The 14,527-nt window shown below is 73.1% G+C and carries 15 protein-coding genes; 6 read left to right on the top strand and 9 right to left on the bottom strand.

All coding sequences use genetic code 11. The annotated features are described in order from the left end of the window. The first annotated feature begins 10 nt into the window (after positions 1 to 10). Together ACFY6S_RS14100 and ACFY6S_RS14095 are read left to right on the top strand one after the other, a co-directional pair. The gene (locus ACFY6S_RS14100) at positions 11 to 694 is read left to right on the top strand and encodes an ABC transporter ATP-binding protein (RefSeq protein WP_388815652.1); all 684 of its coding nucleotides are present in this window, start codon (positions 11 to 13) and stop codon (positions 692 to 694) included. A gap of 100 nt (positions 695 to 794) precedes the next feature. Then, entirely contained in the window at positions 795 to 1,778 is a 984-nt protein-coding gene (locus ACFY6S_RS14095; RefSeq protein WP_388815649.1) for a GNAT family N-acetyltransferase, read from the top strand. 46 nt (positions 1,779 to 1,824) lie between these two features. Here the strand turns inward: ACFY6S_RS14095 and ACFY6S_RS14090 are convergent, their stop codons facing one another. The 4 genes from ACFY6S_RS14090 to ACFY6S_RS14075 all read right to left on the bottom strand — a co-directional run bounded on the left by ACFY6S_RS14090 (position 1,825) and on the right by ACFY6S_RS14075 (position 7,442). Further along, positions 1,825 to 3,390: a hypothetical protein gene (locus tag ACFY6S_RS14090; protein ID WP_388817907.1), complete on the bottom strand. Its 1,566-nt coding sequence runs from the start codon at positions 3,388 to 3,390 to the stop codon at positions 1,825 to 1,827. Between the two features lie 208 nt (positions 3,391 to 3,598). Then, on the bottom strand, positions 3,599 to 5,065 hold the full coding sequence (locus ACFY6S_RS14085; RefSeq protein WP_388815646.1) for a ParB/Srx family N-terminal domain-containing protein: 1,467 nt from the start codon (positions 5,063 to 5,065) through the stop codon (positions 3,599 to 3,601). A gap of 379 nt (positions 5,066 to 5,444) precedes the next feature. Next, positions 5,445 to 6,167, bottom strand: a complete 723-nt coding sequence (gene msrA, locus ACFY6S_RS14080; RefSeq protein WP_388815643.1) for a peptide-methionine (S)-S-oxide reductase MsrA — start codon at positions 6,165 to 6,167, stop codon at positions 5,445 to 5,447. Between the two features lie 171 nt (positions 6,168 to 6,338). After that, positions 6,339 to 7,442, bottom strand: a complete 1,104-nt coding sequence (locus ACFY6S_RS14075) for a hypothetical protein (protein ID WP_388815642.1) — start codon at positions 7,440 to 7,442, stop codon at positions 6,339 to 6,341. 153 nt (positions 7,443 to 7,595) lie between these two features. On the opposite strand from ACFY6S_RS14075, the gene ACFY6S_RS14070 reads away from it, so the two are divergent. Further along, complete coding sequence (locus ACFY6S_RS14070; RefSeq protein WP_388815640.1) at positions 7,596 to 8,756, top strand: cystathionine gamma-synthase; 1,161 nt, start codon at positions 7,596 to 7,598, stop codon at positions 8,754 to 8,756. Between the two features lie 103 nt (positions 8,757 to 8,859). Here ACFY6S_RS14070 and ACFY6S_RS14065 read toward each other — a convergent pair whose 3' ends face one another. From ACFY6S_RS14065 to ACFY6S_RS14055, 3 genes are all read right to left on the bottom strand, one after another. Further along, positions 8,860 to 9,195, bottom strand: coding sequence for a hypothetical protein (locus tag ACFY6S_RS14065; RefSeq protein ID WP_388815638.1), 336 nt, complete (start codon positions 9,193 to 9,195; stop codon positions 8,860 to 8,862). After that, a complete protein-coding gene (locus ACFY6S_RS14060) occupies positions 9,192 to 9,728 on the bottom strand; it encodes a sigma factor-like helix-turn-helix DNA-binding protein (protein ID WP_388815636.1) in 537 nt (178 codons plus the stop codon). The genes ACFY6S_RS14065 and ACFY6S_RS14060 overlap by 4 nt, the downstream gene beginning before the upstream one ends. 144 nt (positions 9,729 to 9,872) lie before the next feature. Then, entirely contained in the window at positions 9,873 to 10,448 is a 576-nt protein-coding gene (locus ACFY6S_RS14055) for a MarR family winged helix-turn-helix transcriptional regulator (protein ID WP_388815634.1), read from the bottom strand. Positions 10,449 to 10,619: 171 nt separating this feature from the next. Here ACFY6S_RS14055 and ilvA point away from each other — a divergent pair, with 171 nt between their 5' ends. Beyond that, complete coding sequence (gene ilvA / locus ACFY6S_RS14050) at positions 10,620 to 11,858, top strand: threonine ammonia-lyase (protein WP_388815632.1); 1,239 nt, start codon at positions 10,620 to 10,622, stop codon at positions 11,856 to 11,858. A 205-nt stretch (positions 11,859 to 12,063) separates the two neighbouring features. On the opposite strand, the gene greA is transcribed toward ilvA, so the two are convergent. Then, complete coding sequence (greA, locus tag ACFY6S_RS14045; RefSeq protein WP_388815630.1) at positions 12,064 to 12,561, bottom strand: transcription elongation factor GreA; 498 nt, start codon at positions 12,559 to 12,561, stop codon at positions 12,064 to 12,066. A 263-nt stretch (positions 12,562 to 12,824) separates the two neighbouring features. Beyond that, positions 12,825 to 13,226: a DUF4307 domain-containing protein gene (locus ACFY6S_RS14040; protein WP_388815628.1), complete on the bottom strand. Its 402-nt coding sequence runs from the start codon at positions 13,224 to 13,226 to the stop codon at positions 12,825 to 12,827. A 98-nt stretch (positions 13,227 to 13,324) separates the two neighbouring features. Here ACFY6S_RS14040 and mca point away from each other — a divergent pair, with 98 nt between their 5' ends. Further along, a complete protein-coding gene (mca, locus tag ACFY6S_RS14035; RefSeq protein ID WP_388815626.1) occupies positions 13,325 to 14,206 on the top strand; it encodes a mycothiol conjugate amidase Mca in 882 nt (293 codons plus the stop codon). Between the two features lies 1 nt (position 14,207). Beyond that, on the top strand, positions 14,208 to 14,459 hold the full coding sequence (locus tag ACFY6S_RS14030) for a hypothetical protein (RefSeq protein ID WP_388815624.1): 252 nt from the start codon (positions 14,208 to 14,210) through the stop codon (positions 14,457 to 14,459). The last annotated feature ends 68 nt before the right edge of the window (positions 14,460 to 14,527 follow it).

The raw sequence follows: 14,527 nt of genomic DNA, 5'->3' as shown, positions 1-14,527 counted from the left end.
GAGTTGAACCGTGTACCAGCTCAGAGGCGTCACCAAGCGCTACACGCGCGGCAAGAAGACCGTCGACGCCCTCGCCGGGGTCGACCTGACCATCGAGGACGGCGGCCGGCTCGTCATCCAGGGACCCACCGGCGGCGGCAAGTCCACCCTGCTCCAGATGCTCGGCGGGCTCGACCGGCCGACCGGCGGCACCATCGAGTTCGACGGGGTGAGCCTGGCCGACCTGTCCGAGGCGAAACTCACCAAGGTGCGGGCCGAGTCCATCGGCTTCGTCTTCCAGAGCTTCAACCTCATCCCCACGCTGACCGCGCAGGAGAACGTCGAGACCGCGCTCGTCCCGCTCGGCCTCAAGGGAGCCGCCCGGCGCGAACAGGCCGCCCGGGCGCTGGAGTCGGTCGGCCTCGGCGAACGGGCCGGGCATCTGCCGAGCGAACTGTCCGGCGGTCAGCAGCAGCGCGTGGCCATCGCCCGCGCGCTCGTCAAGCAGCCGAAGGTACTGCTCGCCGACGAACCCACCGGAAACCTTGACGAGTCGACGCGCGACGACATCATGGAACTGCTGGAAGGACTCTGGAAAGAGCACGGTCTGACCTTCATCATGGTCACGCACGACAGCTCGATAGCCCGCCGCGCCCCCCGGCTCGCGACCATCCGCAAGGGCCGGGTCACGATCACCGAGAACGCCGCCGCCTAGGCCCTGTCCGGGGCCGGTCCCCGACCGGCCCCGCACCCCACGTCTGGACGTCCCCGTAACCCGGGGGCGTCACCCCTCTCGTACGCGTAGGTTCAAAGCCATGCTGATCACTCTGGGAAGCCCGCCCTCGGCCGCCGAAACGGCCGCCTGGCACACGGTGGTCGTCGCCGCGCACGACCGGGACCTGCCCGCTTCCGTCCCCGAGCCCAGCACGACGGAGACGGCCGGCAAACTGCGGGTGCCGCCGGTCGGCGGCCGGAGCACGCACCTGGCGATGACGGCGCCCGACGGCGCGTACGAGGGGGTCGCCTCGCTGCTGCTGTTCACCGAGCCGGAGAACCGCCACACGGCCTTCCTCAACACCCTGGTGGTACGGCCCGACGCCCGGCGGCACGGCGTCGGCGCCGCGCTCTGGGCGGCGGTACGCGCCGAACTCGCCGCCGCCGGACGGGGGTCGGTCTCGACCGTGCTCGAAGTCGGCGGCGCGGGCGAGGCGTTCGTGGACAGCCTCGGCTTCACGAACGTGCTGCCGCTCGGCTGGTACGTACAGCGCGTACAGCGCACGCGGGAGGAGATACCACCGCCGGTGCTGCCCGCCGGACTGCGCTTCGCGGACTGGACGGGCGTCGTCCCCGACGCGTACGCCGCCTCGTTCGCCGTCGCCCACGACGCGATGCGCGACGCGCCCGCCGGAGGGACGGACGAACAGGTCCGCCGCTGGGACGCCGAGCGGGTACGGGCCGCCGCGCGCGTGATCGAGGAGCGCGGCGGCGCCGTCCACACCTCGGCGGTGCTCGACACCGAGCGCGGCGACGCGGTGGTGGCGTACACCGAGGTGGTCCTCGCCGACCCGGCCGACACCCGCGCGCTCCAGTACGACACCGTGGTCGTCCCGGACGGCAGGGGCCGTGGGCTGGGGCGGGCGGTCAAGCGCCATCTGCTGGACACGCTGGGCGAACTGCGCCCGGGCGTACGGGAGATCACCACCACCGTCGCCGACGAGAACACCGGGATGCTGGCGGTGAACGCATCGCTCGGCTACCGGCGGGAGCGGTCGGCCGGCATCTTCCGGACGAAGCTGTAAGGATTCTCCGCACGGTGCCCGTCAGCGGCCACGCCGGCCGCTCCGGTCAGCCGCAGCCGCCCCCGCGCGGCAGCCGGTAGGCGGAGCCGAGCCGGTACTCGCCCGGCGCGGGGACCGTCAGCCGGGTCCAGTCGCCCGCGCGCTCCACACAGCCGCCGGGCGCCCTGAGCCACGGCGAGTACGCGATCCGCACGGTCACGGAACCGGCCGCCTTCATACGTACGGTCAGCTCCGCGCTGTCGGAGCGCACCACGGTGGCGGGCGGCGACACCAGCGGGGCCGCGTCCCGTACCCGGTAGACGGTCCACCAGCGGTCCCCCCACACCCGCTCCAGCCACTCCGGCCGGTCCCGGACCAGCGCCGCTTCGGCGGCGGCCGGGCTGTCCGGCCGACCGTGCGGCAGCACGACGAAACCGACCGCCCAGCGGTCCAGCCAGGCGCGGTAGGCGACCGGGTCGAGGGCGGCGGTACCGCCGTGGCCGTCGTAGAAGAGACGCCCGCGCACGACATCGAGCTGCCGGTTCCAGCCGCGCGCCATGGTGACGTGCGGGGCGAGGACGTCCGCCTCCCGGTGGTCGCGGGCGGGCACCACCTCGACCCGGGTGCGGCCGGCGCCCAGCCGGTCCAGCGCGGCGACCACCCCGTCGGTGTGCGCCGCCCAGCCGGGCACGGTGGTGGAGACCACGAGATCGTCCTCCGTCTTGCTGAGCAGCCAGTACGTGTTGACGGAGACGGCGACCGCGAGGAAGAGCGCGGGCAGCGCCCGCGCGCGCACCGGTGCGCGGAACGCCGCACGCGGACCGGCGGCCAGCAGCGCGGCGAGCAGCACCGGCGGCCCCGCCAGCCCCACCAGCCGCTCCACGTTCGTCCCGATGGGCGAGGGGACGAGAAAGGTCAGCACCACCCCGAGCGCGTACACCGCCGCCCCGTAGCGCACCACCCGCCAACGCCGAGGCGCCGCGCACCACAGCACCGCGCAGGTCACCAGCGGCATCGTCAGCTTGCCCGGACTCATCGGCTGCTCGCCCTGGAACGGGAAGAGGAGCGTCACCGCCGCGACCACCACCACCGGCGGCACGAGCAGCGACGCCCCCCGTGCCCAGCGCCGGTCGAGCGCGTACGCCGCGCCCGCCACGACGAGGAACAGCCCGGCGACCGGGCTGGCCAGGGCGGCGAGCGCGGCGAGGACCACGGCCGGGACCGCGCGTCCCACATGGAGCAGCGCGAACAGGCCGATCGCCGCCCCCAGGGCGAACGTCGTCCGCCCCGAGGCCACGTTGCACCAGAGGGCCACCGCGCCGAGCAGCGCCGGCCATCCGGGCCGCCGGACCCCCGAGCGTACGAACAGCGCGCCCATGGCCCAGGTCCCGGCGAGCCCCGCCGCCACGGACACCGTTCTGACGCCCAGGAGGGCCATCAGCGGCGGCGCCAGCACGCTGTAGTTGGCGGTGTGCGTACCGCCGTACCAGGACAGGTTGTAAGCGGAGCCCGGATGCCGTGCCATGAACCCGGCCCAAGCGAACTGCGCCGCGAGATCGCCGCCGCCGGTCGCGAGCAGCACGGCCCACAGGGCATAGAGCGGAACGACGGCACAGGTCGCCAGCAGCGGCACCCGCCACGCCGGCCGCCGGAGCCCCCGGTCCCCGGCCGGTGCGCCGCTCCCGCCGCCGTCCCCGGTCTCCCGGTGCTCCCGGTCCGCCACATCGGCCCGCGTCCGCCCGGCCGCGCCCTCGCTGATCCACACGCGGGCCAGCCTACGGTGGCGCGCCACGGGGGCGCGTCGGCGGCGCGGGCCGGGACGGGAAGGGGGAAGCGCGGTGCTACGGGTTGCCGACCGACTGGACCGGGCCGTTCAGGGAGTTCGGGGTGCAGCCGGGTCCCGACAGCGTCAGCCGTTCCTTCGTACCGACCACGGAGAGCGGTCCCGTGAGCGTGGTGCCGCAGATCTGGACCGTACGGGCGCCCACCGCCTGGACCGGCCCGGTGATCCCGGCGCCCTTCGCGACCAGGCTCGCGCCCGCGCCGACCACGACGGGGCCGGTCAGCTTCGTACCGTTCAGGCAGGTGACGCCGGAGGAGACGACCAGCGGACCCACGTGCGTGCCGGTCAGCGTCTTCGTGCAGGCGGGGGCGGCGGGGACGCGGGAGCGGAAGTCGAGGGCGTAGGCCGGCTTGCCGGGCTTCGCCTCGGAGATCGGGGCGCTGAGCTTGCCGAACTCGCCGCCGGTCGCCTTCTTGCCGTTGTTCCACTCCTTCATCCGGCCGAGTTCGTCGGCGGTGCGGCCGTCGGCGATGACGGTGTCGCCGGGCGTGGCCGACATCGTCTCGGAGGCGGTGCGGATCGCGGTGAGGTACGAGGCGGGGGCGGTCAGGTCGTACGCGTTCAGATCGACGCGCTCACGGAGCCAGGTGCCCCACTGGAACTCCAGGAACTCGGCCGCGTCGGAGGGCGCCTGGTAGCCGATGTCGCGGGTGAAGTAGACGAGGCTGCGGTAGCGGTCGTCGTGGAAGTAGGCCAGTCCGAGGTGCTGGGGAAGCTGGTCGGTGGTGATGGGGCGGTTGTTCTCGTCACGCAGCCAGACCCACTTCTTCTCCCGCATCGTCTGCCAGAACGCGGCGCTGGACAGCCCGCTCAGGTTGTCCACGACGCGCAGCCTGATGTGGGTCCTCGGGCCGCCGCCCGGCGTCTCCAGGAAGGAGGTCAGGGTGTGGTGCCCGTCGGTGAGGTACAGGACGCCGCCGGGGCCGACCACGACCGTCTTCATCGCGGCGCGGGTCTCGTCCGTCTCCTCGCCGACGGGGACGGAACAGGTGAAGCTCGACGGGTCGGTGAGCACGGCGCCGGACGTCACGGTCGCGGCCTTCTCCTGGCCGTTGGTCTCGCACCAGTCGTCGAAGCGCTTGTTGAGGTCGCCGTTGGCCTCGTCCTTGGTGGAGGTGTAGCGGCCGAGCTTGTAGTAGATCTGGTCGAAGCCGATGGCGGGCTGGGTGGGGTGCAGCTGGTCGAGGGTGACGTCGAGCAGGTCGCCGGCCTTGGCGCGGGAAGCGGCGGGGGACGGGGAAGTGGCGGCGGCCGGGGAAGCGGCGGCGGCCGGGCCGGTGCCGGCCGCTCCTGCCGCGCGGGCGCTCGCCCCGCCGCGCGCGTCCGCTGTCGCCGTACCGCCGCCCGCGAGTACACCGCTCAGGGCCAGTGCCCCGGCGGCGAGGCCCGCCCCGAGACGGTGCGGGCCGGGGCGGCCGGCCCGGTGGGGGCGCGGGGGCTGCTGGGTAGGGGCTGAGGCGGGCATACGGTCTCCACGGGTGGCGGGAGGGCGGCAGCGCTGCGTGGGGGGTCGGGCCCGGAGGCGGGGGCGCGCTGAAGGTCGCGTACATCCATTCATCCGTACCCGCCCCGGGCCGTGGCCGTCGACTGTCCGGTGAGTGGCGGTGGGGTGAACGACCGGCGGTCGGGCGCACGCTCCGGCTCGCTGACGGGGCGTCAGGCCGGGGTGGTGTCATCGCGCGCGCGGACCGGGGTGGTGTCATCGCGCGTGCGGACCGGATCGACGGCACGACGGACGCTCTCTCCCCGGACACGCGAAACGGGCCTCCCCTCGCGCACGATGTGCGCGAGGGGAGGCCCGCCGGGCGCCGGGACCCCCGGTGCCCCCGTTCCGTGTTTCCCGCTCAGTCCTCGGTCCGCGCCGACGGCTCCGGCGCCGGGGCGATGCCCGTCGGGCAGGAGCGGCCCCAGTTCGTCTCCGAGGGGGCGTCCAGGTCGACACCGGTGCCGCCGATGCCGCAGTAGCCGTCCGGGTTCTTGTCCAGGTACTGCTGGTGGTACGGCTCCGCCGGGTAGAAGGTGCGGCCCTCGGCCGGGAGGATCTCCGTGGTGATCTGCCGGTACCCGGCGGCGGTCAGGATCCGCTGGTAGGCGTCGCGGGAGGCCGTGGCCGCCTCGGCGTGGGCGGGGGTGTGCGGATAGACGGCGGAGCGGTACTGCGTGCCGACGTCATTGCCCTGCCGGAAGCCCTGGGTGGGGTTGTGGGACTCCCAGAAGACCTTCAGGAGGTCGGCGTAGGAGACGATCCGGGGGTCGTAGACCACGCGGACCGCTTCCGTGTGGCCGGTCAGGCCCGAGCAGACCTCTTCGTAGGTCGGGTTCGGCGTGTAGCCGCCCTGGTAGCCGACCAGGGTCGTCCAGACGCCCTCCGTCTGCCAGAACTTGCGCTCAGCGCCCCAGAAGCAGCCCAGCCCGAAGTCGGCGACCTCCAGCCCCTCCGGATACGGGCCCGTCAGCGGGTTGCCCAGGACCGTGTGGCGCGAGTCCACCGTGAACTCGGGTTCCGGGCGGCCGCGCAGGGCCTCTTCGGCGGTGGGGAGTTCGGGGGTGCGACGCGTCAGGAACATCGGGCGGCTCTCCTCGGGAGGGGGTCCTGTGGCTCGGGTCCCGGAGCCGGCGGGCGGGGCGCGGCTCGGGGCCCGTGTGGGAACAACGCTCTCGGGGCACCGGGCATTCCGGCGGCCGTCACCGCGCGGGCACCCACCGGCGGGGCCGCCGGGAGCGCGGGTACGGCGGCGTCAGTGCGGCAGCGTCGCCGGGCTGCCGCCGTTCGACTCGTATCCCGCCACCGCCAGCGCCCGGTACACCGCGTACTCCGCCGCCGGGTCGCCGTTCAGCGTCCAGGGCAGCGCCCCGACGTGGCCGTCGATCCGTACGAGCTGGTGCATCGCGTCCGACCAGCGCTCGCACCGTACGAGGAAGAAGACCAGCAGGTGCCGTACGTGCGAGAGCATCGGGTCGTCCGGGCGGGCCGAGTGGACCGCGTAGAGAGCGCCGTCCACCGCCTTCGTGACCACCGCGCTCTGGTAGAAGCCGCGCACGAGATTGACCTCGGGCAGATGCTCGTACACCGCGAACAGCGGCAGCGCGGCCAGCAGCGACCCCTGCGGGGCGCGTGCGGCGGCCGTGGTGGCGAACTCGTCCGCCTCCTTGCGCGAGCCGTGCCACTTCTCGCACCAGTAGTGCAGCGCCGCCAGATGCGCGCCCATGTGCGCCGGCGCACGGTCGATGATCTTCGCCCAGAGCCGGTCGAACTGCTCGGGCGAATAACCGAGCCCGCGCGCCACCGCCAGCTCCGTGATGTACGGCACCGGGTCGCCCGGCGCGAACAGCCCGGCCTGCGCGCAGACCGTACGGGCCTCCTCCAGGATGATCCGGAAGTCGTCGCTCCCGGCGGCCGACGACCGCCACGCCTGCTGCACCAGGAACTCCGCGTGCACCGCCGCGCCGCCCGGGTCCTTCGGCGCCTCGGAACGCCACGCCCGCAGCCACGCGCCCCCGGCCCCCGGCTTCCGCTGAAGCTCCAGCGAGGCCGCCCCGGCGAACGCCTGGACGCGCTGCCAGCGCACCTCGCCCTCTTTCGGGGTACCGGCGAGCAGCTGCGCAGCGGCCCGCCAGTCCTGGGTGCGCTGGACGACATCGAGCACGTCGAGGAGGTCCTGGTCCGGCCCCGGGAGCCGGATGTCCAGCTCCTCCTGCCGCACGAATCCGTAGGCGGCCGGGTCGGCGGCGTCGGGCGATCCGGGCGCGACCTGGCGGATGCCGCCACCGCGCCGCCTCACGTACGTGACGATGACCGCGCTCAGCATGCACATCGCGATCAGGAACCAGAGAATCTCCATGCGTCCCATTGTCCCGGACGCCGGAGAACTCCAGCGTCCCGGCCAGCGGCCCCGCCGCACGCCCCGCCGCCCGCCCTGCCGGATCGCTCGCCCTTTCGGATCGGGAGTGAGGGCGACACGGACCAGGTCCCTCCGGCACTACGCTCGTCATCCATGAGCCACCAGCACAGCAGCGAGCAGCACCACTTCGAGACTCTCGCCATCCACGCGGGCAACACCGCTGACCCGCTCACCGGCGCGGTCGTCCCCCCGATCTACCAGGTGTCCACCTACAAGCAGGACGGCGTCGGCGGCCTGCGCGGCGGATACGAGTACAGCCGCAGCGCCAACCCCACCCGTACCGCGCTGGAGGAGAACCTCGCGGCCCTGGAGGGCGGCCGGCGCGGGCTGGCCTTCGCCTCCGGGCTCGCCGCCGAGGACTGCCTGCTGCGTACGGTGCTGGCACCCGGCGACCACGTCGTGATCCCGAACGACGCGTACGGCGGCACGTTCCGCCTCTTCGCGAAGGTCGTCACCCGGTGGGGCGTGGACTTCTCCGTCGCCGACACCTCCGACCCGGAGGCGGTGCGGGCCGCGCTCACGCCGCGTACGAAGGTCATCTGGGTCGAGACGCCCTCCAACCCGCTCCTCGGTATCACCGACATCGCGGCCCTCTCCGGGATCGCGCGCTCCGCCGGGGCGCGGCTCGTGGTCGACAACACCTTCGCGAGCCCCTACCTCCAGCAGCCGCTGGCGCTGGGCGCGGATGTCGTCGTGCACTCCACCACGAAGTACATGGGCGGCCACTCGGACGTCGTCGGCGGTGCGCTGATCACCGGTGACGACGCGCTGGCGGAGGAACTCGCCTACCACCAGAACGCGATGGGCGCGGTGGCCGGGCCGTTCGACGCGTGGCTGGTGCTGCGCGGCATCAAGACGCTGGCCGTACGGATGGACCGGCACAGCGAGAACGCGACGCGCCTCGCCGAGATGCTCACCCAGCACCCCCGGGTCTCCCAGGTCCTCTACCCGGGCCTGCCCGAGCACCCGGGCCACGAGGTCGCGGCCAAGCAGATGAAGGCGTTCGGCGGGATGATCTCCTTCCGGGTCGAGGACGGCGAGGAGGCGGCGGTCGCGGTCTGCGACCGCGCGAAGCTGTTCACGCTGGGCGAGTCCCTGGGCGGCGTCGAGTCCCTCATCGAGCACCCGGGCCGCATGACCCACGCCTCGGCGGCGGGCTCGCCGCTGGAGGTGCCCGCCGATCTGGTGCGGCTGTCGGTCGGCATCGAGTCGGGCGACGACCTGCTGGCGGACCTGAAGCAGGCGCTGGGCTGACGGACGGCGGAGGGGAGGGGCGGGCGGGTACGGGGTACGGGGGCGGGCCGGTGCCTGCTCCGGGCACCGGCCCGCGCCGTACCCTGAGCCACCCGCCCCTCCGCTACCACCCCTCCAGCGGCGGCGTCGTCTCGGCGGGCGGGGGGACGTACCAGGGGTTCGCCGTCCAGGCCCAGACGGCGAACACCACCACGGCGGCGACGAGTACGGCCCACAGCAGGCGTCGCGCCGCCCGGCGAAGCCGCAGGCGCCGCGCGCCGCGCACAGCGGCCCGGCACACCAGCCCTGCGGGCACCTCGGGCCGCTCCCGGCGCAGCATGTGCCACACCTCGTCCTCCTTGCGGCTGAGGCCGGAGCCGCTGGGACCGGAGCCGCTGGGACCGGGATCGCGGGAGCCGGGGCCTGTGCCACCGGGGCCGGAGCCGCCCGCGCCGGTCACGGGCCGCTCGTGGTGGCCGGCGGACCGGTCGGCGCCGAGCGCCCCGCCCGGGCCCGCCGCGTCCGCCGCCCCCGGCCCGGTCCGCTCCGGCGCATCGTCGTCACCGCCCGCGCGCACAGGACGCGCACCCGCTCCTCCGGAAGGCCGATCAGCGCCGCGGTCTGTTCGGCGGGGAGCCCCTCGTACAGCCGCAGTACGAGCACCAGACGCTCCTGCGGGCCGAGCGCTCCGAGCACGCCGTGGGCGGGCCGCCCGCTCAGCCGCCGCCAGTGGACGCGCCACGCCTCACGGATGAAGCGCTGGGCCAGCGCCTGGCGGGCACGGTCGTACGGGTCCTCGCCGTGGCGCGGGTCCCACTCCGCGTACGTACGTGCCAGCGCGGCCGTCAGCAGCCGCTGGGCGCGTGGCGCGGCGGCGGGCGGTTCGGCCGTCAGCAGCGCGGCGGCGTGCAGCAGCCGGCCGGCCGCGCCCGCGGCGAAGGTCTCGAACTCCCGGGCGCGACGGCGATCCAGGGCAGCCCGCCGCTCTCGCACGGTCTCATCTGAGGCCCGTGCGGGGCCGTGGTCAAGAGGGCCTCCGAAGCGTCCGAGCCGCCCGGGGCCGGTTCAGGGCAGCCCCGGCGCAGGCCGGAGCGGGGGCGGGGCGGGTCGGGTCCCCGGGCCGTCGTCGTCCCCCGGTCAGCCCGTCCCCGCCGCGCGGCCGTGCTCCTCCGCGCCGCCGGTGTCCTGGTCCGTGGCCGGGATTCTCGCCGCACGGGCCGCCAGCGCTCCGTTGAACCGGGTGAGCAGAGCCGTGAAGGAGTCCCGCTCCTCCTCTGACCAGTCGCCCGTGACCTGCGCCATCAGCTCGCGCCGCGACGAGCGCACCTCTTCGAGCCTGGCCAGCCCGCGCGCCGACAGCTGAAGGACCACCGCGCGCCCGTCCTCCGGGTGCGAGGTGCGCTTGACCAGCCCGGCGTCGACGAGCGGCGCGACCTGCCTGGTCACCGTCGAGGAGTCGATGCCCATACCGGCGGCCAGCGCCTTGACGCCCATGGGGCCTTCCCGGTCGAGCCGGTTGAGCAGCAGATACGCGGCACGGTCCATCGAGTTGCGGACCTGGCCGACACCGCCGAGCCGGGTCTGTTCGGCCCGCCGGGCGAAGACGGCCACCTGGTGCTGGAGGGCATCGAGGAGAACGGCGTCGTCCGAGGGTTCGGCCGGCCTCTCCCGGGAGGCCGACGCAGCGGAAGTCATGTCCTGAATGGGGGGCATGGCTGGGGGCTCTCTGGTGCGGGGGTCGGTTGGCTGGGGCAAAGCGTACGCGGCCGGGGCCCGGACCGTACCTGTCCTGCACAACCCGCGGTCACCTGCCACCGGCCGGAGGGCCGCCCGCCCGGTGGACGCCGGGCGCCTTCCCGCCGGTGAACTGCGAGACTGACAGACATGAGCTTCGGTACGTCCCGCACCACCCGCGTCTCCAGCCCCCTCATCCTCGATGACATCCGCGGGGCCCGGAAAATGCTCTCCGGTGTGGCACGGGCGACCGCGATGGAAGGCAGCAGATATCTGTCGCAGCTCGTCGGCGCCCCGGTGCTCCTCAAATGCGAGAACCTCCAGCGGACCGGATCGTTCAAGCTGCGCGGAGCGTACGTACGGATCGCCGGGCTGTCCCCGGAGGAGCGCGCGGCCGGTGTCGTCGCCGCCAGCGCGGGCAATCACGCGCAGGGCGTCGCCCTGGCCTCCACCCTGCTCGGGGTGCGCTCCACCGTCTTCATGCCCGTCGGAGCACCGCTGCCGAAGGTCGCGGCGACCCGGGACTACGGCGCGGAGGTCCGGCTGCACGGGCAGGTCGTCGACGAGACCCTGGCAGCGGCACAGGAGTACGCGCACGACACCGGCGCCGTCTTCATACACCCCTTCGACCACCCCGACGTCATCGCCGGTCAGGGCACGGTCGGCCTGGAGATCCTGGAGCAGTGCCCGGAGGTGCGCACCGTCGTCGTCGGGATCGGCGGCGGCGGTCTCGCCGCCGGGATCGCCCTCGCGGTGAAGTCGCTGCGCCCGGACGTGAAGGTGGTCGGGGTGCAGGCGGCGGGCGCCGCCGCGTATCCGCCCTCGCTGCGGGCCGGGCGCCCGATGACGGTGGAGGCGGGGCAGACGATGGCCGACGGCATCAAGGTGGGGCGCCCCGGCGACATTCCGTTCCAGCTGGTCCAGGAGCTGGTGGACGAGGTGGTCACGGTCTCCGAGGACGAGCTGTCCAGCGCCCTGCTGCTCTGTCTCGAACGGGCGAAGATGGTGGTGGAGCCGGCCGGGGCGAGCCCGGTGGCGGCGCTGCTGAGCGACCCGGAGGCGTTTCGCGGCCCGGTCGTCGCGGTGCTGTCGGGCGGCAACGTCGACCCCGTACTGATGCAGCGCATCCTCCGGCACGGCATGGCCGCGGCGGGCCGCTACCTGAGCCTGCGGCTCAGGGTCACCGACCGGCCGGGCGCGCTCGCGACGATGCTCGGGGTGCTGTCGGTGGCCGACGCGAATGTGCTGGACGTGAGCCATGTACGGACCGATCCCCGGCTCGGCCTGACGGAGGCGGACGTCGAGGTGCACCTGGAGACGAAGGGGCCGGTCCACTGCACGGAGGTCGCGGCGGCGCTGCGGGCGGCGGGCTACACGATTCTGGGCTGAGGCGGTCGTGGGGCCGGAAGGCGGCAGGACGGAAAGCCGGAACGAAGACGGCAGGACGGAAAGCCGGAACGAAGACGGTGGGACGGAAGGCCGGGACACACGAAGGGCCGGGACCACCGGCCGACGGACAGGCGTCCGCCGGCCGGGTGGTACCGGCCCTTCGTGTGTTCGTGTGCTCGTGGACGCGCGTAGGTGCGCGCGCCCATCAGCCCTGGTAGGGCTTGGCGGCGAGGATCTTGACGGAGGCGCTCTTGCCGTTCGGCAGCTCGTACTCCGCGTTGTCGCCGACCTTCTTGCCGTTCACGCCGCTGCCCAGCGGGGACTGCGGCGAGTAGGTCTCGATGTCCGAGCTGGCGTACTCGCGCGACGCCAGCAGGAAGTTCAGGGTGTCGTCCTCGTCACCGTCGAAGGCGATGGTCACGACCATGCCGGGCTCGACGATGCCGTCGTCCGCCGGCGCCTCGCCCACCTTGGCGTTCTGGAGCAGCTGGGTGAGCTGGCGTACCCGCAGCTCCTGCTTGCCCTGCTCTTCCTTGGCCGCGTGGTATCCGCCGTTCTCCCGCAGGTCGCCCTCCTCACGGGCCGCCGCGATCTTCGTGGAGATCTCCGTGCGGGCGGGACCAGACAGGTAGTCCAGCTCGGCCTTGAGCTGGTTGTACGCCTCCTGGGTGAGCCAGGTGACGTTCTCGCTGGTCTGGGTCACAGGTGCTCCTCGTAGGTACCGGGAATACAAAGCAACGCCCTACCCAGAAGGATGTGCCTTCTCGGGTGGGCGAAACCACGAGCCTAACAATTTCGTGGCGCAAGGGGGAGGACAATTGCCGTCAGGGAAGCGTCGGTGCAGGTCAGCGCCGATGTGTACGGCGGGGCGCCGACCGGGGACACAGCGTGCGCACAGGCTGCGGACCGGCTCGTGGCAGGGTCCGTGCGCCGGGCCGTGCGCCGTGGGGCGCCGGTCGGCGGAGCTCAGTCCGACGTACAGCCCACCAGTTCGGTGCTCGTGGCGCTCTCCGTCGTACGGATCGTGACGACCGTGTCGATCCTGGTCTCGCCCCCGCCGAAGCGGACGTCCTTGCGGCCGACCTCCGCGCCGCTCTCCGCGAGCGAACGCAACGTACAGCTGCCGGAGGCGCCCGCGTCCTTGCGGACCTCCAGGTGCGCCTCGACCGCCGTGTCGGAAATCCGTTTGAACTTGATCAGCTCGCCGGAGACACTCCGGTCGACCACGTAGTGGTAGCCGAACCAGCCGATGAGAGCGACCAGGAGCGCGGCGAGCACAGCGCCCAGCCGCCGCAGCCGCCGGTCCGCGCGCACGTCCGCCGAGCGGCCGTAGCGGCCCTGGGGGAGATCCTCGCGCACCGAGGCCATGATCGGTTCCTTTCGGATTCAAACAGCCGGAATTTCCGCCCTCCGATATCCGTCACTATAGAAGCCGACCGATGCGACACATCACTGAGGACCGAGTCTTGACTGACCAGCTGCGACTGATGGCCGTCCATGCCCACCCCGACGACGAGTCGAGCAAGGGCGCGGCCACCATGGCCAAGTACGTGTCCGAGGGGGTGGACGTGCTGGTCGTGACCTGTACGGGAGGCGAGCGCGGCTCCATCCTCAACCCCAAGCTCCAGGGTGACGCCTATATCGAGGCGAACATCCACGAGGTGCGCAGGAAAGAGATGGACGAGGCCCGGGAGATCCTCGGCGTCGGCCAGGAATGGCTGGGGTACGTCGACTCCGGGCTCCCGGAGGGCGACCCGCTGCCGCCGCTGCCGGAGGGCTGCTTCGCCCTGGAGGACGTCGACGAGGCGGCCGGCCGGCTCGTCCGCTCGATCCGCTCGTTCCGGCCGCAGGTGGTCACCACCTACGACGAGAACGGCGGCTACCCGCACCCCGACCACATCATGACCCACAAGATCTCCATGGTGGCCTTCGAGGGCGCGGCGGACGCCGCGAAGTACCCCGAGGACGAGTTCGGCCCCGTCTGGCAGCCGCTGAAGCTCTACTACAACCAGGGCTTCAACCGGCCGCGTACGGTCGCGCTGCACGAGGCGCTGCTGGCGCGCGGGCTGGAGTCCCCGTACGGCGAGTGGCTGAAGCGGTGGGAGGAGTTCGGGCGCGACGAGCGGACGCTCACCACGTACGTCCCCTGCGGCGACTTCTTCGAGATCCGGGACAAGGCGCTGATCGCGCACGCCACCCAGATCGACCCCGAGGGCGGCTGGTTCCGTATCCCGCTCGACCTCCAGCGGGAGATCTGGCCGACGGAGGAGTACGAGCTGGCGAAGGCGCTCGTCGGAACATCCCTCCCCGAGAGCGACCTCTTCGCGGGCATCCGCGACAATGCCTGATATGTATGCGATCCAGGCGATGACGCACGTGGTTCCCCTAGCCCAGGACCTCGACCAGAACAAGGTGACGCCCGGTGTGCTCGGGTTCATCGTGTTCGCGGTGATGGCGGGGGGCGTGTGGATGCTGATGAAGTCCATGAGCCGCCACATGAACATGGTCAACTTCGACGAGGCCCCGGCGGAGACGGCCGAGCCCGCGGAGCGGGCGGAGTCCGTCAAGGCCGCCACGGCCGCCGAGCCGCGCGGCCAGTAGGCGCGGCCGGCCCCGGACCGCCCGGTGCGCCGTCCCGGCCCGCCCTCGCAGGGCGGGCCGGGGACGCG

Source organism: Streptomyces sp. NPDC012835 (assembly GCF_042900885.1).
In the GTDB taxonomy this organism is placed as follows: Bacteria; Actinomycetota; Actinomycetes; order Streptomycetales; family Streptomycetaceae; genus Streptomyces.
Note: the sequence above shows the minus strand (reverse complement) of the source record. Positions and strands in the feature narration are given on the sequence as shown.

Coding starts and splice junctions, on each gene's coding strand:
- ACFY6S_RS14095 (WP_388815649.1), top strand. CDS start 795: ATGCTGATCACTCTGGGAAGCCCGCCCTCGGCCGCCGAAACGGCCGCC.
- ACFY6S_RS14085 (WP_388815646.1), bottom strand. CDS start 5,065: ATGCCCGCCTCAGCCCCTACCCAGCAGCCCCCGCGCCCCCACCGGGCC.
- msrA (WP_388815643.1), bottom strand. CDS start 6,167: ATGTTCCTGACGCGTCGCACCCCCGAACTCCCCACCGCCGAAGAGGCC.
- ACFY6S_RS14075 (WP_388815642.1), bottom strand. CDS start 7,442: ATGGAGATTCTCTGGTTCCTGATCGCGATGTGCATGCTGAGCGCGGTC.
- ACFY6S_RS14070 (WP_388815640.1), top strand. CDS start 7,596: ATGAGCCACCAGCACAGCAGCGAGCAGCACCACTTCGAGACTCTCGCC.
- ACFY6S_RS14055 (WP_388815634.1), bottom strand. CDS start 10,448: ATGCCCCCCATTCAGGACATGACTTCCGCTGCGTCGGCCTCCCGGGAG.
- ilvA (WP_388815632.1), top strand. CDS start 10,620: ATGAGCTTCGGTACGTCCCGCACCACCCGCGTCTCCAGCCCCCTCATC.
- ACFY6S_RS14040 (WP_388815628.1), bottom strand. CDS start 13,226: ATGGCCTCGGTGCGCGAGGATCTCCCCCAGGGCCGCTACGGCCGCTCG.
- ACFY6S_RS14030 (WP_388815624.1), top strand. CDS start 14,208: ATGTATGCGATCCAGGCGATGACGCACGTGGTTCCCCTAGCCCAGGAC.